Genomic DNA, 20,171 nt, shown 5'->3' with positions numbered 1-20,171 from the left:
GTCGTTTGAATTTAACATTTTTTACTCGTTGAAAGTTGAAATTGGTGTTTTTTAATGGTTAAGTATCGATGATTTATGTCTCTATTTCATAGCGCATCAAAAAGCCAGCATGACACTTTTATCTACAGTGAGGATTGATACGATGGACAATTTTTTTATGAAAGCATTAAAAACAACGCCATTAATTTTACTGATTATAGGGGGCATTAACTGGCTTCTGGTGGGATTATTTCGTTTTGATATTGTTGCGGCTCTCTTTGGGCACGAATCTGTGTTTTCACGCATCATTTATGTCATTGTCGGCATATGTGCGCTCTATTGTTTTACCCTGTTGCCGAAGATACAGGAGTTGTCAAAAAATCACTAAAATAAACGTTTTTCCAATGAGGATTTTACCAAAAAAATTCCACCCCCTCTCTTAGCCACTTTTTCGGAACATGCCGATCGAGTCCGGTTGCGTGGCAGTATTCTATCAACCCCTCCAGTGAATTGACTTTAATTTTGTCATAAATTCCTTGTAATCTGTTCTCGACAGTTCTATGAGATAAGCACAATTTTGTCGCGATGTCTTTGAGGGAAAGCTTTTGAAAAGCGTAAAATATGATATCCAGTTCTTTTTCTGTAAAAATATCGACAGGAGGATCCAATGTAAGAACGGAGGGCTTTAAATGACTAAAAAAATCATTGATAGAGATGAAACTGAACTTTTTAGCATAAAAAAAAGTCCCTAAAACCCGTCCTTCATCATCATATATTGGAAATTTCGGGGCATAATAGGGTTCAAGTTTGGCCTCTCGACCATAATATGATGTGCAAATGACCTCTGCACCCTCATTAGCTTCTGCTTTCCTGTCATGCGCCCTAAACTCATCTGCCAATTCAGACCAGGGGCAAGGGAATTCTTCGTCTGAGCGACCTTCAAAATCAAAACCCCGCGGAATATTTAAAAAATCCATCGACGCTTGATTAATATAAACCATTCTAGATTGATTATCTCTTATCCCCCAAGGCATCTTTGAATGCTCCATCATGGCTACCATCGATATTTTTCCAAGAAAATCCCTCGTTAATTTTTTTGATTCAGGGTTTTGATGTTCGTTCATTCTCTTTTCTCCAGCCAAGAATTTGATGGGGTTATCGTACCGGGTTCTTCATCTGATAGAACTGTATGAACTTTAATATTAGCAGACTCTACCCCATCAGCAAGAAGGGGTTTAGCGGTTTAGCGGTTTAGCGGTTTCTCTGGGGGACTCTTCTTTCTCGGCCTTGTTCCAGGCCTTGCTGCAAACCTTCATTAATGCCTTCTTGCTTTACCTTTCTGAATGCCTGATCCCTTTAGCTTCGAGTTGTTCTGCAACAGTCATCCTTTCCATGCCACGCTTAAATTAAAAAAGAAGGATTCATTGGATGAATTCTTTAATCAAAAATCATAAATAAGTATTTTTTACTCTTTTTTTGCTATAGTTAAAAAACAAGTCCCCCTTCAAGCACTGCGTTAAGGAGAAATATCATGTCACTGTCTATTCAAGGTCAAAATAATGGCTTATACCAGAAAGCGCTTCACGAGAAAAATATTGAACACCCAATTAAAAATCTGTTAAAAAAAAACACGTCCGATATGGGCATATGGGAAACCATTAAAGGCTTTTTTTGTCGAACCAGGAAAACTCAAGTTCTCGAAAAAGTCCATGAGTTAACGCATCACCATTATGAATGATGAACTTAACTCACACTGAATCAGCAGTAAAAAAAGAGATGGCTTTTTATCCACTCAAGCAAATGACGCATCCTGTTTATCAGGAAACTTTAAAGCGTTTGTGACACCCAGAAAAAACGGAACATAGGCTTTTTCTTTTTTGATTCAAGATGCTATGTGCTATAAATGAGGATACGTTTGTCTACGGAAATACTGAAAAAGAGTTTTCTGATATAAAAGAAAGAGAATTAACTAATGTGATAGTGACCTTTTAGACAAAAATACTTCTATCAATCATGCTTTAAATAAAGTGAAATATGATGATAAGCAACATCAATTAGAAGGGGTTTCTCTGGCGAATCAAAAAAAAACCTTGCTACATTTATTGGATGACAAGGTAAAACAAAAAATGGCGGGTTATCAGAGCCTCGCGCAAAAATCGATTTTATTACAAATGAAATGTTTTGATGATTATCATAGGCCACTTTGTTGGCTACATTCTGATGGATGGTATCGATATTACAAGCACAACAGGAACAGAAAATGATTTACCTACGATTGCTGCAAATTTAACAGTTCGAATGAACGAACATTTTCAGATCCTAAATTCTGCATTTTCAAGTTAATTAAGTATAACTTACTACAGAAATGAGGTTGGCAGATAGCTCGCTTCTAAATAAATAGGTGAAAATTTATAGTAGTATAAAAAGCCTTTACTTTATTAGAAGTATAAAGATAGGGACAATTTTATTGGAATCGGTTTTTATAACCCAGACGTTGACATGGGATAGCTACGACCTATATAAAAAGAGGTTTTTGAGCCACTCAAATAACTTTAAAAAATGGTTTTTAGTTTATTTATTATCATGCTTTGGATTTTTCAATTGGTGCAAAGCAATTGCATTTCCTTCACTGTCTTTAATAACAAACATCCTACAAACGTGCATATCAAAAACGGATTTAACAACTTGAGTATGAGTGAATTTTGATATGAGTTTATCTAAATTTTGAACTTCAAAAACAACGGTGCTATGTGGGTAATTAGCTGTCATTACAGGATTCGTTGAAATAGCTAAACATCCTCCCTCTGGAAAATTATATTCAGCATAGCCATATTCTTCATGAACTGCGTATTCTATAAAACCGAGTTTTCTATAAAATTCGCGCGCCCGCGCAAAATTTTTAACACGATAGGAGGTATATGCTATTTTTTTTAATTGACCTGCTTTATTGAAAGTAATGACCTCTTTTTTTATGGTTTTTGACTCATGTAATACAATATCATTGTCTTCAGAATCTTTAATTAAAGCTAAATAAAATGCCGGGGTTTCTATGCTAGAAATACATTTAATCTCTTTTTTTTGAAGTTCGTGCAACGTTGCTTTAAGGTTATCTACTTCTATTGCTAAACTACCTAAAACATTTTCAGGCAATTCTTGTGTCTTGTTAGACATTAATATACAACCCCCTTCCGGTAAGTGATATCTATATCCATTTGCTTCTCTGATTAAGCCTAAATTGGTATAAAATTTTTCAGCGCGCATAAAATCATTAACAATCAATGATGTAAAAGCAACATATCTAAACATAATAATGATCTCGTTGATAGAACTTAGATGGTATGGGTGTCACACCTCGCAAGCTATGGCAGTGTTAACAAAGTAAATTAAAGACCTTAAGACAAGCGATAGCGAAGAAAGAAAAGAAGGTGATATCGAGTTTATCAAAGCGTAAAGCGAGTCTTTTTTGTTCTTTTATGCTGAAGAAGAAACGTTCAATCGCAGAGCGTGTTTTGTATTTTTCTTTATCATTAGGTTGAATGCCGGTGCAAACAGCCCCTTTTCGTCGGGGTATCACAGGGCTCTTTCCACTATCCCGGATTAATTTTCTGACATCAAAAAAGTCAACTCCCTTATCAGCGATGATGTAGCTCACCTTCCTCCCATTTCCCTTTATCCACAGCTCAGTAAAGGCTTTCATATCGGAGCGCTGTCCTTCAGATAGACAGGCACTCCGGAGAAAGCGGCCTGAAAGACCCACGTGAATTTGAGTGCTCACGCCTTTTCGGCCGCGCCCTATCGATTGAGGTCCCTTTTTTTAAGGCTTCCTGAGCCGTGTCGGTGGATGGCGACCGTCGTACTGTCTACCCATGTACAGTCCATTTTGATTTTCTTTTTTTGTTGTAAACGATAAAGCAAGTTCCAGAACAAGCCATTTTCACTCCATCTTTTAAAGCGCATATAAATCGTATGCCAATGACCGTATAAATCAGGTACATCACGCCAAGGGATACCCGTTCTCAATACGTACAAAACAGCTGAAAAAAACTGATAATGACTGATGCTTGCAGGTCTACCTGGACGTTTATCATATTTTATAATATGAGGTTCGATTATTTTTATAAAATCACACTCTTTGAGCGGATAGTGCCTGTTTTTCATTTCTTTATCCCCCTAAAAAACAGAGAATATCTTAACATTAACTTTGTTAACAGTGCCATAAAGGTTACTGACAGATGTAGAACTGAAGTACTGTTAAGCGTTAGCAAGCTCGGCAGACGTCAACCAGATTTGGTCCTTGTGAGAGAGGGTTTTTAGAGCGGTATTGCGAAATATTAAAGTAGTCATATACACTCAATTTCTTTCTCTATTTCATTGAGAAATGCGGGCACGGCCTGTTCAATTTCTTCGTTCAACACGGGGTCAACATGAACTCGGACTTGAAAGTAGGCGAGCTCAGGCGGGAAGCGAGGGTCAAGGAGTTCCAGGTGTGCCCAAGCATTCGGGCATTTGATTTCCAGCAATCCCTCTGGATTGACCAGCCCGTCCGGACTGGCGGCAAAATCAGGGAGGGTCGGATGGGGTATCAGTCCCACTTCTTTCACTTCGTTCCCGGAATACAGGCGGTACAGGTCTCGGGCCTCAGGCTCTAACTCCGTGCCTCTTCTCATGGCCGCCGTGACAAACCCCTCTTCCCGTTGCCCGGTCAGACGTTCGCAAATCAGCTCGGCCTGATATCGTGCCCGCGAGGCGGCAACCCCCGCTCTGGTTTTGGCCATCAAGTCTCCTAACCGGCTGGCCGTGACTTTGCCACATCGCGCCTGGAACCAGTCAGGGGTTCTTTGTTGCATCATCTCTACCTCCGTGGTTAAAAAGGGATGGCGTCGTTAAAAGAAGGCGTATGGAGGGGGAGTAAGGTTCTCTCATCTTTGTCTTTCAGGGACGCCAATCGGTTATCGACATCACGAGCCGTTTGCCCGTCGAGTTTTTCCCTGAGGGTTTGACGGGTCTGGGCGAAAAAGGGCAGGACAATTTCCAGGCGGTAGGTCTCTTTGCCATCTGCCCTGGTTTTCAGGGTTTTCTGCAACATCAGGCCCACTTTTTTGCCGATGAACTCAGACACCGGGCCGCCTGGATGCGTGGGAGGATGGAGTTGCCTCATCCCCATACATCCCATCAGGGCATGAATGAGATGAAGGCCATAAGGATTGGCCGTCCCGTCTTTTTTTTCATGGTACAAATGAAGATATTGCGCTTTACGCCCCTCCTCCGTTTCAATCGACAGTTCTATCGATTTAGCCCCGCTGGGCTGCACACGGAACCGGGCGTCTGTTATCGTCACCACATACGACCCTGAGTCGGTGATAAAACCGCTTTGGCCCGCCGCTAACGCCTGTTGGGGATTGTAAATAAAGGGATTCAAGGTCATGCAAGAGCTCCTGTGGTGTGTTGGGAAGGGGTGAGCTGGTAATAATCACATAAAGCGGCATCGACGAAGGACAAGTCGTTGTCAATCTCTGCGCGGTCAAACAGACCCATGGGGGATTTGACGGTATCACAGCCGTTATTCTGGGTACTCAAAAGGTATCGACCGTCTTTGACACAGGTCCGCAGCACGGTGGTGAACATCCCCTCGAGCGTGATTTTTTCATCCAGTAATTTCCCCACAGTTTTCATCTTGATTTTGCCGGAACCCGTTTCTTCCGTGTGAGATAAAAAATACACGCGCAGGTCAGGGGGCGTGTGATGTATCGTGTGGTGAAGGATGTCCCAGGTATGATGCGCAATCTCGGTGAATTTCTCGTACGATTTTTCCTCTCCCCGCCGCATAAACTCGTTGGCCATGATGTATTGAAAATCATCGACGACGGCGATGCGTTTTCCGTAGGAATAGGCTCTGGCCAACGCCATCTTCACCGGCTGCCAGAGGTCACTGACATAAATACTGCTGTGAGGGTCTTTGACCTCCCAGGGTCTCCAGGCTTTCGCCGGAAAGGGCAGCGGTTTTTGAATAGACTGAATCAATAAACAGGTTTTGGGATTGAGGTGTCGCAGACTGGCTGTTTTCCCAGTCCCGGATTCTCCTAAAATCAAGCTGACCGTGCCCATGAGGGTCTCCTGTGAGAGGATGAGGGTGAGGTGAAGTCAATGCTTTTGCTGTCACAAAAAGCCCGCGCCATCTCCCGATAGCCTGATTCGGTGTTGGGGAAACAGTGCCGTTGTTCCGCCAAATCAATCAACAGAAAGGGGCCTAAAATGCAAAATTTCATGGTGTCCCCTTTTGTTTTAGGATATGCAATAAGTGAAGAAACCAGGCAATCAAGGGGTGATAAGGGGGCTTTTTCTTCTGTCCAGGCCGATGTTGATGTTTTTTCATAGGATGCTCCTGTAAATAAAAGGCGAGAGAAGCCCGCCTGATGAAAGGGGGAAAATGAAACGAAATGTTAAATTTTGCAGATTGAGCCGTAGATGGGTTACACTGGTCTTAATAAAGGAGGTTCCCCTATGGCTCAGGTGGCGTTTGATACATTACAGGCAACAGAAGATCTGGAAACGGTCGGTATGTCGAGAGAACATGCGCGGGCAATATCGCTCATTGTGCGTAGGTCTCATGAAGTGGCTGATGTGGCCACCAAGGCCGATATTGCGGACGTAAAGCGTGATATCGCCGATGTCCGTAAAGATATGGATACCCGATTTGAGAAAGTCGATGCTCAATTTGCTGATATTCGTAAAGATATGGATACCCGGTTTGAGAAAGTCGATGTTCAGTTTGCCGATATCCGTAAAGATATGGATAACAAACTAGAGAAACTGGGTTTAAGTTTAACGATCAAAATGGGCGGAATGATAGGCTTTTTAGTGGTGTCTATCGGCCTGATGTTGAAGTATCTTCGTTAAGTCTTTAACGATGACTTTTCGCCCGAAACAACCACACCCTGTAGAGCATTCGGTTATCTGAGCTGTATTCGCGTGTGGGGCGATGTAAAAGCACTTTAGGTACGCTTAAAACAGGCCCCCTTTTTCGCTCTTCCCTCCACTGTGCTTCCAATCTCTGCCTTTCTTCTCGACGCCGGACGGGTCCGTCTGAGTTTGCATCTTTTTTTTGCATTCATACGCATTCTCCTGTCAATGAGTTTGGGTGATGAGGGGGTCTTCACTAATGTTGCCATATGGTCGTCATCTCATCCCGAAATTCACTGAGTGAGGGTGTACACCTTCTCGGCATACCGTTGAGTTTTTAAAGAGCGTTCGCCTTGCGGGGTCAAGCTTTCTACGAAGCATTCCGGACTTCATAATCGTCGGACAGAGACTCCGTAGATTTTCCCTGTCTGTTTCGCAGTGTTGTTTTTGGTTTAAAAATAATAGCAAATAGGATTTGCTAAAGCGTAATACTAAAAGCTATAAAGTATTTGTAATGATTTTTTATAAAACATGAAGTTTTATAAATGGCCTAATAAAACTATTAATTTTTATGATGTTGATTTTTTAAAATCAAAAATTTCAAATCAAAACTAACGTGATGCAATGGAGAAAATAATGACTCTTTATTTTCAATTTTAGGAGCGCAACATGATTTGTGTTTGGCGTAGGGTCAAAGAAGGTGTTTATAACGAATACACCATTCCTGCACAGAAGATTAAGGACTATCGTCTTAAATCACGAAAAAGAAAAACAGCAACCCCAATAAGTTCACCGATTCAGACAAATCAAACAAAGGAACTTTTTTGTCATCAACAGATAATAATCCAGGCCCGTTACTGGGTAAAAATCGATAAACGGAAATCATATCCGAAATCATAGCGACCACCAGGTCGCTTGCTCTTGGCTTAACCGCCGTATCCACAATTACTATGGAACCAACCGGAGCTTCTTTGCAACCACTATTACGATCAAGAATATAAGCACGCCAGGTAGAAACCGACTTTCCTTCAGGAAGGTTCACGATATTTTCTGTTTCCCCTTCTTTATTCCAAACACGTACTTCGTTAGATGAATCAGAAGGAGAAATAAAAGAGGAAATACTTTCTCCTTCCATTTCCCCTACACCCCGCGCAAGCCAATCAGGATTCACTTTTAACGCATGAGCAATGTCTACAATTTTTTTAGAACCTTTTGAGGTGCCTTTAGTTAATTTAAAAATAGTAGACTGAGAAACTCTTGATGCCTTGGCGAGGGTACCCTGACTGAAGTTTCTGGATTGCATGGCAAAATTCAGACACTGGGCAAGTGTACTTTTCATGAAAGATAATTCATAGCCAAGAGTATTACTCGTCAAATTTGTTTTGCTATTGCATATATCAATACTAATTATTATTGTTAGTCACCGTTCAATACTATTACGATAATCCTGATGAATAAGGCTATTAAAAAAGCAATAAAAATTGTACGCGGTCAAAAAAAACTCGCAGATTTATGTGGAGTCAAACAACCCACAGTATGGCGATGGCTTCATGGTGGAGGAATAACTTTTCGTTATCTGAAGTCGATTGTTGAATCCAGTGGTGGAGAAATCAAGCCCCATGAATTGAATAAAGATTTTGAAAAATATCTATTTATTAACATGATTTTTTCACAATGCAGAGCAAAAAGTAACCCAAAGGACACATTGATGATGATGGAAAAACGGGAATTAATTAACCAAATGCTGAAACACATTCAAGGAGGCAAATCGGTGGCCGCCGCTTATTTAGGGATGAATGAGCCGAAATTTAATAACCGCCTCTATGAACATAAGGGCTCACGGTTTTTTGATATCGATGAAGTTGAGTGCCCTTCAAACGCTCAGTCAAAGCTCAATGCCCATATTTAAACTCTCCCTCCCCCTATCTTAACTCTTTAAGACAGCTATTCGGGTTATCACCTGATGTTTTTATGGCCTTTATTCTGGTGAAATAAAAAATCAACAGTTTTTGATATTTATCTCTAACTCAAGGGAGACAACATTACACAACGGTGAATTTGCTCAATGCGTTGTATTATTCTGACGGGGTATCTCATACCCGTTGTATTTGAAAATAAAACACAAGCTCAATTACTTTGTACTAAGCCAAATTGTTCATTAAAGCGACTCAGCATCTTATTGAACTTAAAAAACTCAGAGCTAGTAGCAGCAGTAACATACTATAAATTTACTAGGGAATTATAATGTTAAAAATTATAAATTTTTTATTTAACAAATCTGATTCATGCAATTTATTAAAAAAAGATCGGGCTAATTGTGATGTCCTTCCATATAAAGTCAGCAATACAACAGATAAAAAAATAATACTGTTAAAAAAACGTGATGCAGATCAGTGCGATGAAAGTTATGTCACAGCTCAGGTTCTTTAAGATCATGGAATTCATGATTATGAAAATTTTGTAGCTGTCAGAGTACAGGATGACATTTATACTGATTTTGAAAAAAAACAAATTCAAGGGCATCAGGAAGTTCAGGCAAAAGTGTCAGACTGTTATCATCGAAAGCCTTTTTTGAAAGGCATTTTTAGAGGAACTGAGAAATCTGCTTGTTTAATTGCAAAAGAGGAAGCTAGATATGCTTTAAATGTAATGATTATGACAAAACAGGCTTTTAATGAAGAGCGCTCAAATCCTTTAAACTTGCAAAAGAGATATGCACACACAAACGCCCATTCTTGGGTAGTATGCCCTCTAAAAACACTAATCGATCAAGGCTGTTAAGTCTATCCTGATACGTCATCACATCTAAGGCCCGGCGATGGTCACCCTTTTATTATCACTCTTCCGAAAACAACTAAAACGAATGTTGAGATTTATCCAATAAACGAAGAATCCAGCTCTAAGCCCAATAAAGTAGTTTTAAATTCTCCTAAAGAGACTAATACTAATAGAATGTTTTCTTCTAAGCGACAAGAAAACGAGGCTCTATCATCTTCTCATTCTACGAACTTGAATTGTGATCTTGAAAAAATTAAAAAGGTAGATTACAGACGATGTGACGTTTTTAAGATTAAGCAAACGAACCATAAGAATACTTCCGAAAAAATTTGGGTACAGGAAACAGGATATATCAATAATTTGCAAAATACAGGTGAACCAGCTCTTCTGATTCATCATTTAAATGCTCTATTCTCTATAGAAGAAAAAGGGATACCTCTTAATGTTAACGATTTTTTTGAGTTTATGAGAAATGAGTACCCCAATTTGATGAAGGAAATTGAAACAGATAAGAAACCACTACACCTTATAGCGTGTTAAATGAAAGACAGTATCGCTCAGGAGATTGCAAATACGTTAAATAGAACGGTAATAATCTATGGTGATCCTGAAAAAAATTAAAAACTTCCTTAAAATCTATTATGGATTCCTATTATACTTTTAGCAACTTGTATAAAAAAGAATCTCAATTTTTTAACGAAACTCAAGTTATTGATAAAAAAGGCGTAGTAAAAATTAAGCGTTCTATTGCCAAAGCTGGAGCAATTTTCCCAAAAGAAAATGAGTTAGAAAAAAAGTTAAAGAGTCCTGAATACCAAAAGCTTGTCCAAGACAGATGGAATAGGACTTATATGTTACAAAAAAAAAGCGAAAGTGCCACGACAGCTTATTCTGCCTCATTCTCACATAACAATACAGAGAGTACTTTTACCTCTTTTCAGAATAGCCCCTCCTAATCAAATTTTTTCAGAGCAAAAATCAGCACTTGGTGCTAATGCTAAAGATATACGTCCTTTTATTTTAGATCAGTTAGTCAAAACCAAAGATATTGGTGATTTTTTGGAAATGACAAAAAAAATGCTCGACACTGTTGCCCCTGAAGAATTCAAACGTATTTTTTCTGAACCAGCTGTTGTCAAACAGTGTCGGTATTTTTGGGACAAATCTAGTTTGGCTATGGGCGATAAAGCGAAAATACTGAAACTTCCATCAGAAATATCTCAGGGTGCCGAGTCTTCTCAAGTTGAAAATATGGTTATTGGTTTGAAAAATAAAATACAGGAAGCAATACAAACTTTGGGAGAAGTTAAAACACGGGATAAAGCATCTCAGAAGATATTAGATGCTCAAAGAAAGGCAGAACAAAAACATGATACAGAAATGAAGAAAAGGCAAATCGAACGAGAGATTGAATCTCAACAAAACCTTCTGGCGTTTTCTCAAGATAATCACATAAGAAGGCTACAATCTCAGGAAACGAAAATTCAGCAAGATTTTCAGACGCAACAAGAAAAAAAATAGAGAGCACGAAATATCATGAAAAACGGGAGCAGGAAGCAAAACAATTGAGTCAAGAATGGTGCACAATGCCATTCAAAATGAGCATCAGTCTCATAAAGATAAGTTAGCCTTAGAGCAGGCTTCTAAAAAGCGCTCAGAAGATGAGCAGAAATCAAATAACAGGGACAAAAGTCACCCAGAGTTAAAAGATTCTAACAGAAATTCGTCAAGTTCACAGGATGAACCTGGCAAAAACAGCCTATTAAATGGCGCTCACGGAAATCACTTAGAAGCTTCATTAGAACAAAACAGCAGTATAAAGCCATTGTCATCTAATGATGAGATTAGGAATTTATTGCGGCAGGCTAAGGTGACTAAGGGAGAAGATGATAATCTTCATCTTGAACTAGATGTTAAAATACCTCATAAAAACAACGATACGAATGATAATGCCACTTTGAGTCTTGATGTGTCTATGGGACAGACAAAGACCGTTTTTTATAAAAATGACGCCCCTCCCACTTTTGGGTCTAGAGTGCCTGAAACTCAAACACAGGACCGTACATCAGCAACGCTTGTGGGTTTGCATACAAGCACTCTTGGTGTTGGAATACATATAGAAAATTCCTCTGGCTCAATTAAGTCAGCCTTACCTCGCGATTCGTTCGATAATTTCGAGCTTCAAAACCATGATTCTGGTCAGACAACGTTTATTAGTACAGGAAGTTTTCCTAATAATAATAAATCAGCCCCTAAATCTATAAAAAATTGATTTAAAACTAGTTTTCACGGCAATTTCTGTTTGAACTGGCCTGGAAATCAGGTTATGTCAATTCGGCTGCCAGGTCATGAACTACATAGAGACTCCACTATAGAAGCCTTTCCAACACTTGAAATATTCGGAAAACCCTAGCTAGCTTGTTATGCTGGCAGGGAGCCAAAAAATGAAGGATAAAAAAAGCAATCAAAAGGAAAGGATACGAGCTCTATTTTAAGCAAAATCACAGGTCATAATAAAAATTAAATTATTGTTAAATTACACTAAAAATATCGTATTTTGTTCAGTTTTAGTGTCTTTTATTATCTATTTTTAACATAAAAACCAATTACAAAAAATTGCACAAATAAACCTTATTTGACGTTTATTTTAATTCAAATGAATAAAATATTCTGAATTCAAAATAATCTAAGGTAAAAAATTATGGCAATAGCTAAAACTAATAATATGTTGGATATTATTAATAATAAAAATTCACTAAAATCTAATAAAATTCAATTAAATTCAAGCCTGCTTAAACCTATGTCTGTATCAAACTCGCCTGAAAATTTGTCAAAAAATGTACTAAATAGTGAATTGAATGTTTCACTAAAGGATGAAGCTCACATAGATGACGGCAAAAAATTGAATATTGATAAAATCACAAAATTATGCCAAGAACAAAAGGTCGGTATTGTGCCAGAGCATCTCATAGAATTGCAAATTTTGGCGCAAAAGAAAAATTGTATTATCTCTATTCGTCCTGTTGATTTGATGGCAACAGATCTGATAAGGGATGGTCATCCGACTAAAGGGTTTAAGATAAAAGGGAAAAGCGCAAACTGGGGGCCACAAACAGCTTTTATTTGTGTCAATCAAGCATTAAGTAAGCTGGCAGATCAGCCACAAAAGACGCTCAATAAATTTAATACGGCGGTACAAGAGTGTTTAGATCAAAAAAATGCTAAGGAAGTAGATTTAAAGATAACAAAAAATCGGATTGAATTACTTGAAAAAGAAGGCATTGTCTACGAAGTAGAAAAAAATGATTCGGGGGCTATTACTAAATTAAAAGCCAAAACATCAGAAAACGTAGAGCATGAATTTACACTAAATCCTTGCGATGAAGGGTCTGAATTATACTTGGTCAATTACAATGGAGCACCGGTTAAAGTACTGAGTTCAGTGGGGAACAATGAAAAACCACTGACAGCTGATTATGATATTTTGATGATTGCCCCTTCAATAGAGGATTTCGGTTCTAAGGATAATTTAGCTGTGCCGGATGTTGCAAGAACAATTGTTGATCACAGAATGGCGATTTACAATAATAAAAAAACAAATAAGACGGAAACTTCTTCACTAGAGAAGTATTTAGATTCGACTAATCCAATAAAAATCAAAAAACGTCATCCGGATAAGATTAAAGAAACTGTCAATAGTACAATCAATAAATTATTTAGTAAGCTTAAGCCTGATTTTAATAGCTTCAATGCAAGAGAAGACAAAGACATTGGTAATGCTACGCCACGTATGAGTGAGATGATCGATGAAATTAATATGTGTCTGGTTGGTGCAAGAGGTGAGAAGGTTGTGCACCATAGCAGCGATACAGGTAACCCTGTAAGTGATCCAACAGCAAATTTCCCTGCTACATTTGCACTACCTAAAAGTATGGGGAGGTTTGATGAAATCTGTGTTATAAAAGACCAAAATGAGTTAAAAGATATGGTGCAGCTGTTAAAAGATGAGGGCTATCATGTGCCATTAAATCCACTTTGGGAAGAAGATGTAACAAACATACCTGCTTCATATTTTACAGCCGCTAAAAAAGTTTTTTTATCTAATTAAAGAAAACATAAAATAAGAATATAGAGCTAAATCACTTAAAAATGATTATAATCAATAAAATTATTGATATAATTTAAATTTAATCAAAATAAAATTATTTAGCCATATCGTCTCGGCGATGGGCTAAGTTCATTATTAAATTCTCTCAAATGCCATTTTTATCCCCTCAATGATAACCTGTTTTCTTTCATTACCTGACGACTCTATCTAAAGTGTCCGGAAATATTAAACCATTAAATTCTTTACAAAAAATAGAAATTTGAATTTTATAGTCATATCATTTTAATAACATTGATGTTTTAACGCCACTCTAAATTCAGGAAAATAATCACATGCCTTCTTTTGATATTGTGTCTGAAATTGATACACAAGAAGTTCGTAATGCGGTTGAAAACGCTACCCGTGATCTGTCCACTCGTTGGGATTTTCGTCATGTCACCGCTCGTTTTGAATTTGATGAAAAACAAAAAAGCATCAAAGTGACCAGTGAATCTGATTTTCAAGTGAAACAGATGCTTGAAATCATCTCTGAAAAACTCGCAAAAAGAGGGATTGAAGGCGGGGCTTTGGATATTTCCGCAGAGATTTTGCACAGTGGAAAAACCTATAGCCTGGATGCCAAATTGAAACAAGGGATTGAGTCTTTAAAAGCCAAAAAATTAGTGAAGCTCATTAAAGACAGTAAATTAAAAGTGCAAGCTCAAATTCAGGGTGAACAGGTAAGGGTGACAGGTAAATCGCGCAACGATCTGCAAGCGGTAATGGCTTTAATTCGCACTGGAGATCTGGGTCAACCTTTTCAATTTAATAATTTTCGAGATTAGGCCTGGTGATAAGTTTCACTTAAAGCCTTTTTCACGTTTAATAAAATTATAGGCAGCTTGAATTTTTTGCGTTTTTTCTTTGGCTATTTCCATCATCTCAGGAGGTAGCCCTTTTGCTATCAATTTATCAGGATGATTTTCACTCATCAGTTTTCGGTAGGCGCGTTTAATAGTAGCACTGTTGTCATTGACGTTCACACCAAGCACTTTACAGGCATCGGATAATGTCGGTGCTTGCCCGTTTTGTGAGCTGCGCCCAGAAGAAGAATAGGTTGCATGCTGATACCAGTTTTTGTGCCCAAATTGGCTGCCACTTTCCATCATATTGAGAAATTGATGAAACTGTCTTTGAGAAATGCCCAGCTCCTCGGAAATAACATACAGCACTTGACGCTCATTAGGGTGGAGAATGCCATCAGAAAAAGCGGCTTGAAATTGAATTTCCAAAAACATTTTAATTAAATCGACCCGCCCTAAGCAGATGCCCCGTAATTGCTGTAATTTTTTTCTTAAAGGAAAATCATTTTCTTTGCCTTCACGAAATGCAGCCTGAGCGGCGGCCCGTGCTTCACCATGTAATTGCATTCTATCCATCAATGTTGTCGCGAGCTGAATATCGGTTTCAGTGACGCGTCCTTTGGATTTTGTGATATGCCCCATGACTTGGAAAGTGGTGCAAAAAAATAGAGATTGTCGATTTTTTTGATCAGAAAAAAAATGTTGATTTCTGGTTCTTAACCTGAGATCTACAATATTTCCAATAAAAAAACCTAATAATACACCCCAGAAACCAAGGCCAGATAAAAATCCCAACAAAGCCCCAAACCATTTTCCCCAATACAGCATATGCTCCTCAATTCATTTTTCGCTTATTCAAAACACACTATTGTATTAGTCAAAAAGATGACTCATAAACTTAAAGAAAGGGGGTGATCCTAATAATAGCGTTTAATGGAAAAAAATAAGCAGTAATATTTTTTAATGTGGCATATAAGGCTTTTAAAGCGCGTTACAGACTATCATGAATTCAAATTAGTACCAAATAGAGCAAGATAGAAACAAAAAAGTAAACGGTGATCCTAAAACAACTTTGAGTTAAAATCAGTGATAGATAAAAGAACTCAATCGCTCCAGAATTTTTGGCGATTTTTTAAATATAATCGTACTGTGAGCGGCACAAAACATAAAATGCGCGTCTGTTTTACAGTGCATATAAATTAGAATAATGACTCTTTAAAAAAACAATATGAGGTATTGATGAATGACACAGATCCCTATGACGCTACGTGGCGCAGAGAAATTACGCGAAGAACTTCAGCATCTAAAGAGTGTCCTTCGCCCTCAGATCATCGCAGCTATCGCAGAGGCTCGTGAGCATGGTGATTTAAAAGAGAATGCGGAATACCATGCAGCTCGTGAGCAACAAGGATTTTGTGAGGGCCGTATTCAGGAAATTGAATCAAAATTATCTCACGCTCAAATTATTGATGTTACTAAAATAGCCAACAAAGGTATCGTTATTTTCGGCGCAACAGTGACCGTATTGAATACTCATTCAGAAGAAAAAAAAATCTATCAAATTGTGGGTGATGATGAAGCGAATTTCAAAAAAGATCTTATTTCTGTTAACTCCCCCATCGCGCGAGGTTTAATTGCTAAAAAAATCAGTGATGTTGCGGTGATTCACACCCCGGGCGGTGAGGTCGAATACGAAATTCTTGATGTTAAATATTGTTAGTATGCATGCATTAACGATTTTAAAACCCTCAAATCCCCTTTTTGATAAATAGCGCCAATAGAGCACAGTCCATGAATATTTTTTATATTACTATTTTGACTCATGGAAGCACTGATAATCGATTTAAATGAAATGAATGTTTAGAGAAAAAATGTCCAGTAAAAAGCGTTCAGCCAGTTCCCGCCGCTGGTTACAAGAACATTTTAATGATAAATATGTGATTGAGGCTCAGAAAAAAAAATTACGATCACGCGCTTGGTTTAAACTTGATGAAATTGACAATACCGATAAAATTTTCAAAAGAGGTATGTTTGTTCTCGATTTAGGCGCTGCACCTGGAGGCTGGTCACAATATGTGGTCAATAAAGTGGGTCTTAAAGGCAAAGTGATTGCCCTTGATTTACTCCCCATGGATTCAATCTTGGGAGTAGAGTTTTTGCAGGGTGATTTTCGAGAGAAATCTATATTAAAACGCCTTTTAAATTGTATTGGAGATAAAAAAATAGATGTTGTTATCTCTGATATGGCCCCCAATATGACAGGAATATCCTCAGTAGATATACCAAAATCGATGCATCTCGCCGAGTTAGCCTTCGACATATCTCGTGATATACTCATACCCGGCGGGAGTTTTTTGGTCAAAGTGTTTCAGGGAGAGGGGTTTGAACAATATTTAAGGGAAATGCGTTCTCTCTTTAAAAAAGTTAAAGTACGTAAACCAGATGCTTCACGAATAAGATCACGTGAAGTTTACATTGTAGCGACAGGTCTAAAATGATCATAACCTGGCGCTTCTTGTTGATAGATTGTAAATATGAGGTTAATTCCTTGAGTGATATGGCAAAAAATTTGGTTCTTTGGTTAGTGATTGCAGTTATTTTAATGTCAATATTCCAAAGTTTTGGTCCCGGTGAATCAAAATCCCCAACAGTTGATTATTCCACTTTTATATCTGATCTGACTCATGATCAGGTTCTTGGTGTCCGTATTAATGGTCGAGAAATTGACGTTAATAAAAAAGATAACACGAAATATATTACCTTTATCCCGATTAATGATCCTAAACTTTTAGATACTTTGCTGACTAAAAACGTCAAGGTCATTGCTCAACCGCCCGAAGAAACCAGTTTACTGACTTCTATTTTTATTTCTTGGTTTCCGATGTTATTGCTGATTGGTGTTTGGATATTTTTCATGCGCCAAATGCAGGGTGGGGGAGGAAAAGGGGCGATGTCTTTTGGTAAAAGTAAAGCCAGAATGCTGAGTGAAGATCAGGTTAAGACCTCTTTTGCAGATGTGGCAGGTTGTGATGAAGCCAAAGAAGAAGTCAGCGAATTGGTTCAATACTTACGTGAGCCTGGGCGTTTCCAAAAATTGGGCGGAAAAATTCCAACCGGTATTTTGTTGGTAGGCCCTCCGGGAACAGGTAAAACTCTGCTGGCAAAAGCCATCGCAGGGGAAGCAAATGTTCCTTTTTTCAGTATTTCAGGATCTGATTTCGTCGAAATGTTTGTAGGTGTTGGGGCGTCTCGTGTTCGTGACATGTTTGAGAAAGCGAAGAAAGCCTCACCCTGTATCATTTTTATTGATGAAATTGATGCTGTGGGTCGTCAGCGTGGTGCCGGCTTAGGTGGTGGGCATGATGAACGTGAACAAACCTTAAATCAAATGTTAGTCGAAATGGATGGCTTCGAAGGTAACGAAGGCGTCATCGTGATTGCTGCAACCAATAGACCCGATGTGCTTGATCCCGCTTTGTTACGTCCAGGTCGTTTTGATAGACAGGTGGTGGTTGGTTTACCAGATGTTCGTGGACGTGAGCAAATTTTAAAAGTTCATATGCGGCGTGTCCCTCTTGATATTGATGTGAATGCCTCTGTTATTGCACGAGGAACGCCTGGTTTTTCTGGCGCGGACTTAGCCAATTTAGTGAATGAAGCGGCCTTATTTGCGGCACGTTTTAAAAAACGTGTGGTTTGTATGAGCGAGTTTGAAAAAGCCAAAGACAAAATTATGATGGGTGCTGAGCGTCGTTCTATGGTCATGACGGAAGAACAAAAAGAAGCGACGGCTTATCATGAGGCAGGACATGCGATCATAGGCCGCTTGGTTCCAGAGCATGATCCGGTTCATAAAGTCACCATTATTCCTCGGGGTAGAGCATTAGGCGTGACATTTTTTCTTCCAGAAGGCGATGCCATCAGTGCAAGTCGTCAGAAACTGGAAAGTCAAATTTCCACCCTTTACGGTGGCCGTCTCGCTGAAGAAATTATCTATGGTACAGAGCAGGTATCCACCGGTGCTTCTAATGACATTAAAGTTGCCACTTCCATTGCACGGAACATGGTCACTCAGTGGGGTTTTTCGGAAAAGTTAGGACCTTTACTATATTCAGAAGAAGATGGAGAAGTCTTCATCGGGCGCTCAGTAGGAAAAAGTAAGCATATTTCCGATAAAACGGCCTGTATTATTGACGAAGAAATCAAATCACTCATTGAACGTAACTATAATCGTGCTCGTGAATTATTGATGGCAAATCTGGATATATTGCATTCTATGAAAGATGCTTTGATGAAATATGAAACCATTGATGCTCCACAAATTGACGATCTTATGAATCGTACGACGGTACGTATACCTGCAGGTTGGGACGATAATATTGACACCTCTTCTGAAAATGACGATTCTTCAAAATCTGAAGAAAAACCAGATCCCCCTCTCTTTTCAGATAAAAAGAATACAGACGGGTCTAATGTGGGCTAAAACAAAGAAATTTTTCCACGAAATATGTCATGATCTTAAACATTCAATTCATCTTATATTTTATATCCCATGTTGTCGTAAAAACTCGTTCTTTAATGGACGAGTATCATTTTCATCCAAAGCCTCTTGCGATGTGGGAGATGACACTTTGCTCTGACCTAACCAAAATAGCTTTGCATTTCGTCGTTATTCCCTTTTGCCGATCAAATGACATATTCATTTAAAGGTTTAAAAATATGGATTTTTCTATTGGAAAACACAGATTGGATCTGTTATGCCCAAAAGTGATGGGGATTTTAAATATTACGCCTGATTCATTTTCGGATGGCGGATCTTATTATAGTTTTGAACAAGCCTCACAACATGCAGAAAAAATGATATCTGCAGGGGCAGATATCATTGATATAGGAGGAGAGTCAACCCGACCTGGGGCAATTCCAGTCACTGAGCAAGAAGAGCTTGATAGAGTGATACCTTTTTTAGAATATTTAGCAAAACGCTTTAACACCCTGCTTTCCGTAGATACATCAAAACCCGCTGTGATGCTTGAAGCTAAAAAAGCGGGGGCTCATATGATCAACGATGTTTTTGCACTCAGAAAGCCAGGTGCTTTAGAAGCCGCAGCAGAAACAGAGTTACCTATTTGTCTCATGCACATGCAAGGTCATCCCGAAAATATGCAACAATCCCCTCGTTATGAGGATGTGCTATCTGAGGTCAATGCTTTTTTTGAAGAGAATATTGAACGCTGTCTTTCGGTGGGCATCCCAAAAAATAAATTGTTGATCGACCCAGGTTTTGGCTTTGGTAAAAGTTTAACTCATAATTATCAATTACTTGCAAATTTAGAAAAATTTCAGCATTTTCATTTACCGATGCTGGTTGGGATGTCAAGAAAATCCATGATTGACGGACGGCCTGGTATTCTTCCAAAAGAAAAAGTGATTGGCAGCATTGCTTGTGCCGTCATTGCAGCGATGAAAGGAGCACATATCATTAGGGTACATGATGTTAAAGAAACAGTTGAAGCCCTACATATTGTGAATCGAACGAAAACTCAAATAATAAAAAACGAGTAAAA

26 protein-coding genes and 1 pseudogene are annotated in these 20,171 nt (G+C 38.7%); 17 read left to right on the top strand and 10 right to left on the bottom strand.

The window, feature by feature from the left end; genetic code table 11:
• Positions 1–142 precede the first annotated feature (142 nt).
• Entirely contained in the window at positions 143–367 is a 225-nt protein-coding gene (locus HDEF_RS08955; protein WP_238526170.1) for a DUF378 domain-containing protein, read from the top strand.
• Positions 368–392: 25 nt separating this feature from the next.
• Here the strand turns inward: HDEF_RS08955 and HDEF_RS08950 are convergent, their stop codons facing one another.
• Positions 393–1,103: a helix-turn-helix transcriptional regulator gene (locus HDEF_RS08950; protein WP_015874329.1), complete on the bottom strand. Its 711-nt coding sequence runs from the start codon at positions 1,101–1,103 to the stop codon at positions 393–395.
• Positions 1,104–1,510: 407 nt separating this feature from the next.
• Between HDEF_RS08950 and HDEF_RS08945 the strand changes: the two genes are divergently transcribed.
• A complete protein-coding gene (locus tag HDEF_RS08945; protein WP_044612386.1) occupies positions 1,511–1,717 on the top strand; it encodes a hypothetical protein in 207 nt (68 codons plus the stop codon).
• A 289-nt stretch (positions 1,718–2,006) separates the two neighbouring features.
• Positions 2,007–2,243 carry a hypothetical protein gene (locus HDEF_RS13395; RefSeq protein WP_015874328.1) on the top strand — a complete coding sequence of 79 codons (237 nt, stop codon included), beginning with the start codon at positions 2,007–2,009 and terminating at the stop codon, positions 2,241–2,243.
• A gap of 307 nt (positions 2,244–2,550) precedes the next feature.
• On the opposite strand, the gene HDEF_RS11025 is transcribed toward HDEF_RS13395, so the two are convergent.
• The 6 genes from HDEF_RS11025 to HDEF_RS08910 all read right to left on the bottom strand — a co-directional run bounded on the left by HDEF_RS11025 (position 2,551) and on the right by HDEF_RS08910 (position 6,084).
• Complete coding sequence (locus HDEF_RS11025) at positions 2,551–3,240, bottom strand: VOC family protein (protein ID WP_048901590.1); 690 nt, start codon at positions 3,238–3,240, stop codon at positions 2,551–2,553.
• A gap of 109 nt (positions 3,241–3,349) precedes the next feature.
• A complete protein-coding gene (locus HDEF_RS08930) occupies positions 3,350–3,736 on the bottom strand; it encodes a transposase (protein WP_234809479.1) in 387 nt (128 codons plus the stop codon).
• Positions 3,737–3,771: 35 nt separating this feature from the next.
• Positions 3,772–4,137, bottom strand: coding sequence for a transposase (locus HDEF_RS08925; protein ID WP_012737981.1), 366 nt, complete (start codon positions 4,135–4,137; stop codon positions 3,772–3,774).
• A gap of 182 nt (positions 4,138–4,319) precedes the next feature.
• Positions 4,320–4,754, bottom strand: coding sequence for a YqaJ viral recombinase family protein (locus HDEF_RS08920; protein WP_234809498.1), 435 nt, complete (start codon positions 4,752–4,754; stop codon positions 4,320–4,322).
• A gap of 89 nt (positions 4,755–4,843) precedes the next feature.
• The gene (locus HDEF_RS08915; RefSeq protein WP_015874324.1) at positions 4,844–5,404 is read right to left on the bottom strand and encodes a hypothetical protein; all 561 of its coding nucleotides are present in this window, start codon (positions 5,402–5,404) and stop codon (positions 4,844–4,846) included.
• Positions 5,401–6,084, bottom strand: a complete 684-nt coding sequence (locus tag HDEF_RS08910) for a hypothetical protein (RefSeq protein ID WP_015874323.1) — start codon at positions 6,082–6,084, stop codon at positions 5,401–5,403. Before HDEF_RS08910 ends, HDEF_RS08915 begins: the two co-directional genes overlap by 4 nt.
• A gap of 396 nt (positions 6,085–6,480) precedes the next feature.
• On the opposite strand from HDEF_RS08910, the gene HDEF_RS08900 reads away from it, so the two are divergent.
• Entirely contained in the window at positions 6,481–6,876 is a 396-nt protein-coding gene (locus HDEF_RS08900; protein ID WP_015874321.1) for a hypothetical protein, read from the top strand.
• A 4-nt stretch (positions 6,877–6,880) separates the two neighbouring features.
• Here HDEF_RS08900 and HDEF_RS08895 read toward each other — a convergent pair whose 3' ends face one another.
• Entirely contained in the window at positions 6,881–7,087 is a 207-nt protein-coding gene (locus HDEF_RS08895; protein ID WP_044612384.1) for a hypothetical protein, read from the bottom strand.
• Positions 7,088–7,630: 543 nt separating this feature from the next.
• Positions 7,631–8,218 (bottom strand): helix-turn-helix domain-containing protein, encoded by a 588-nt coding sequence (locus tag HDEF_RS08890; RefSeq protein ID WP_015874319.1) that lies wholly within the window; start codon positions 8,216–8,218, stop codon positions 7,631–7,633.
• Positions 8,219–8,326: 108 nt separating this feature from the next.
• Here HDEF_RS08890 and HDEF_RS08885 point away from each other — a divergent pair.
• The 9 genes and pseudogenes from HDEF_RS08885 to HDEF_RS08860 all read left to right on the top strand — a co-directional run.
• Positions 8,327–8,530: pseudogene (locus tag HDEF_RS08885) on the top strand (helix-turn-helix domain-containing protein); the annotation flags it as partial.
• A gap of 593 nt (positions 8,531–9,123) precedes the next feature.
• Positions 9,124–9,309, top strand: a complete 186-nt coding sequence (locus HDEF_RS13390) for a hypothetical protein (protein ID WP_048901574.1) — start codon at positions 9,124–9,126, stop codon at positions 9,307–9,309.
• 141 nt (positions 9,310–9,450) lie between these two features.
• Complete coding sequence (locus tag HDEF_RS13385; RefSeq protein ID WP_234809394.1) at positions 9,451–9,660, top strand: hypothetical protein; 210 nt, start codon at positions 9,451–9,453, stop codon at positions 9,658–9,660.
• Positions 9,661–9,831: 171 nt separating this feature from the next.
• Positions 9,832–10,197 (top strand): hypothetical protein, encoded by a 366-nt coding sequence (locus HDEF_RS12625; protein WP_015874317.1) that lies wholly within the window; start codon positions 9,832–9,834, stop codon positions 10,195–10,197.
• A 128-nt stretch (positions 10,198–10,325) separates the two neighbouring features.
• Positions 10,326–10,613 carry a hypothetical protein gene (locus HDEF_RS13930; RefSeq protein WP_234809393.1) on the top strand — a complete coding sequence of 96 codons (288 nt, stop codon included), beginning with the start codon at positions 10,326–10,328 and terminating at the stop codon, positions 10,611–10,613.
• 109 nt (positions 10,614–10,722) lie between these two features.
• Positions 10,723–11,178: a hypothetical protein gene (locus HDEF_RS08875; RefSeq protein WP_234809392.1), complete on the top strand. Its 456-nt coding sequence runs from the start codon at positions 10,723–10,725 to the stop codon at positions 11,176–11,178.
• A gap of 58 nt (positions 11,179–11,236) precedes the next feature.
• Positions 11,237–11,929, top strand: a complete 693-nt coding sequence (locus HDEF_RS08870; RefSeq protein WP_148207018.1) for a hypothetical protein — start codon at positions 11,237–11,239, stop codon at positions 11,927–11,929.
• 429 nt (positions 11,930–12,358) lie between these two features.
• Positions 12,359–13,765 carry a CyaA/EF/ExoY family adenylyl cyclase toxin gene (locus HDEF_RS08865; RefSeq protein WP_015874314.1) on the top strand — a complete coding sequence of 469 codons (1,407 nt, stop codon included), beginning with the start codon at positions 12,359–12,361 and terminating at the stop codon, positions 13,763–13,765.
• Between the two features lie 332 nt (positions 13,766–14,097).
• Positions 14,098–14,589, top strand: coding sequence for a YajQ family cyclic di-GMP-binding protein (locus tag HDEF_RS08860; RefSeq protein ID WP_015874313.1), 492 nt, complete (start codon positions 14,098–14,100; stop codon positions 14,587–14,589).
• Between the two features lie 15 nt (positions 14,590–14,604).
• Here HDEF_RS08860 and djlA read toward each other — a convergent pair whose 3' ends face one another.
• On the bottom strand, positions 14,605–15,435 hold the full coding sequence (djlA, locus tag HDEF_RS08855; RefSeq protein ID WP_015874312.1) for a co-chaperone DjlA: 831 nt from the start codon (positions 15,433–15,435) through the stop codon (positions 14,605–14,607).
• Between the two features lie 415 nt (positions 15,436–15,850).
• On the opposite strand from djlA, the gene greA reads away from it, so the two are divergent.
• From greA to folP, 4 genes are all read left to right on the top strand, one after another.
• On the top strand, positions 15,851–16,327 hold the full coding sequence (greA, locus tag HDEF_RS08850) for a transcription elongation factor GreA (RefSeq protein ID WP_015874311.1): 477 nt from the start codon (positions 15,851–15,853) through the stop codon (positions 16,325–16,327).
• Between the two features lie 151 nt (positions 16,328–16,478).
• Positions 16,479–17,105, top strand: a complete 627-nt coding sequence (gene rlmE, locus HDEF_RS08845) for a 23S rRNA (uridine(2552)-2'-O)-methyltransferase RlmE (protein WP_015874310.1) — start codon at positions 16,479–16,481, stop codon at positions 17,103–17,105.
• A 50-nt stretch (positions 17,106–17,155) separates the two neighbouring features.
• Entirely contained in the window at positions 17,156–19,090 is a 1,935-nt protein-coding gene (gene ftsH / locus HDEF_RS08840) for an ATP-dependent zinc metalloprotease FtsH (RefSeq protein ID WP_100103563.1), read from the top strand.
• Between the two features lie 236 nt (positions 19,091–19,326).
• Complete coding sequence (folP, locus tag HDEF_RS08835) at positions 19,327–20,169, top strand: dihydropteroate synthase (RefSeq protein ID WP_015874308.1); 843 nt, start codon at positions 19,327–19,329, stop codon at positions 20,167–20,169.
• The last annotated feature ends 2 nt before the right edge of the window (positions 20,170–20,171 follow it).

This window comes from Candidatus Hamiltonella defensa 5AT (Acyrthosiphon pisum), assembly GCF_000021705.1.
Lineage (GTDB): Bacteria > Pseudomonadota > Gammaproteobacteria > Enterobacterales > Enterobacteriaceae > Hamiltonella > Hamiltonella defendens.
Note: the sequence above shows the minus strand (reverse complement) of the source record. Positions and strands in the feature narration are given on the sequence as shown.

Bases quoted from the DNA above. Each gene is read 5' to 3' on its own strand.
- rlmE (WP_015874310.1), top strand. From the start codon at position 16,479: ATGTCCAGTAAAAAGCGTTCAGCCAGTTCCCGCCGCTGGTTACAAGAA.
- HDEF_RS08920 (WP_234809498.1), bottom strand. From the start codon at position 4,754: ATGGCCAAAACCAGAGCGGGGGTTGCCGCCTCGCGGGCACGATATCAG.
- HDEF_RS12625 (WP_015874317.1), top strand. From the start codon at position 9,832: ATGTTTTCTTCTAAGCGACAAGAAAACGAGGCTCTATCATCTTCTCAT.
- HDEF_RS08945 (WP_044612386.1), top strand. From the start codon at position 1,511: ATGTCACTGTCTATTCAAGGTCAAAATAATGGCTTATACCAGAAAGCG.
- folP (WP_015874308.1), top strand. From the start codon at position 19,327: ATGGATTTTTCTATTGGAAAACACAGATTGGATCTGTTATGCCCAAAA.
- djlA (WP_015874312.1), bottom strand. From the start codon at position 15,435: ATGCTGTATTGGGGAAAATGGTTTGGGGCTTTGTTGGGATTTTTATCT.
- HDEF_RS11025 (WP_048901590.1), bottom strand. From the start codon at position 3,240: ATGCGCGCTGAAAAATTTTATACCAATTTAGGCTTAATCAGAGAAGCA.
- HDEF_RS08890 (WP_015874319.1), bottom strand. From the start codon at position 8,218: ATGAAAAGTACACTTGCCCAGTGTCTGAATTTTGCCATGCAATCCAGA.
- HDEF_RS08860 (WP_015874313.1), top strand. From the start codon at position 14,098: ATGCCTTCTTTTGATATTGTGTCTGAAATTGATACACAAGAAGTTCGT.
- HDEF_RS08865 (WP_015874314.1), top strand. From the start codon at position 12,359: ATGGCAATAGCTAAAACTAATAATATGTTGGATATTATTAATAATAAA.
- HDEF_RS08915 (WP_015874324.1), bottom strand. From the start codon at position 5,404: ATGACCTTGAATCCCTTTATTTACAATCCCCAACAGGCGTTAGCGGCG.
- HDEF_RS08875 (WP_234809392.1), top strand. From the start codon at position 10,723: ATGACAAAAAAAATGCTCGACACTGTTGCCCCTGAAGAATTCAAACGT.
- HDEF_RS08955 (WP_238526170.1), top strand. From the start codon at position 143: ATGGACAATTTTTTTATGAAAGCATTAAAAACAACGCCATTAATTTTA.
- HDEF_RS08910 (WP_015874323.1), bottom strand. From the start codon at position 6,084: ATGGGCACGGTCAGCTTGATTTTAGGAGAATCCGGGACTGGGAAAACA.
- HDEF_RS08950 (WP_015874329.1), bottom strand. From the start codon at position 1,103: ATGAACGAACATCAAAACCCTGAATCAAAAAAATTAACGAGGGATTTT.
- HDEF_RS08925 (WP_012737981.1), bottom strand. From the start codon at position 4,137: ATGAAAAACAGGCACTATCCGCTCAAAGAGTGTGATTTTATAAAAATA.
- HDEF_RS08900 (WP_015874321.1), top strand. From the start codon at position 6,481: ATGGCTCAGGTGGCGTTTGATACATTACAGGCAACAGAAGATCTGGAA.
- HDEF_RS13390 (WP_048901574.1), top strand. From the start codon at position 9,124: ATGTTAAAAATTATAAATTTTTTATTTAACAAATCTGATTCATGCAAT.
- HDEF_RS08895 (WP_044612384.1), bottom strand. From the start codon at position 7,087: ATGCAAAAAAAAGATGCAAACTCAGACGGACCCGTCCGGCGTCGAGAA.
- greA (WP_015874311.1), top strand. From the start codon at position 15,851: ATGACACAGATCCCTATGACGCTACGTGGCGCAGAGAAATTACGCGAA.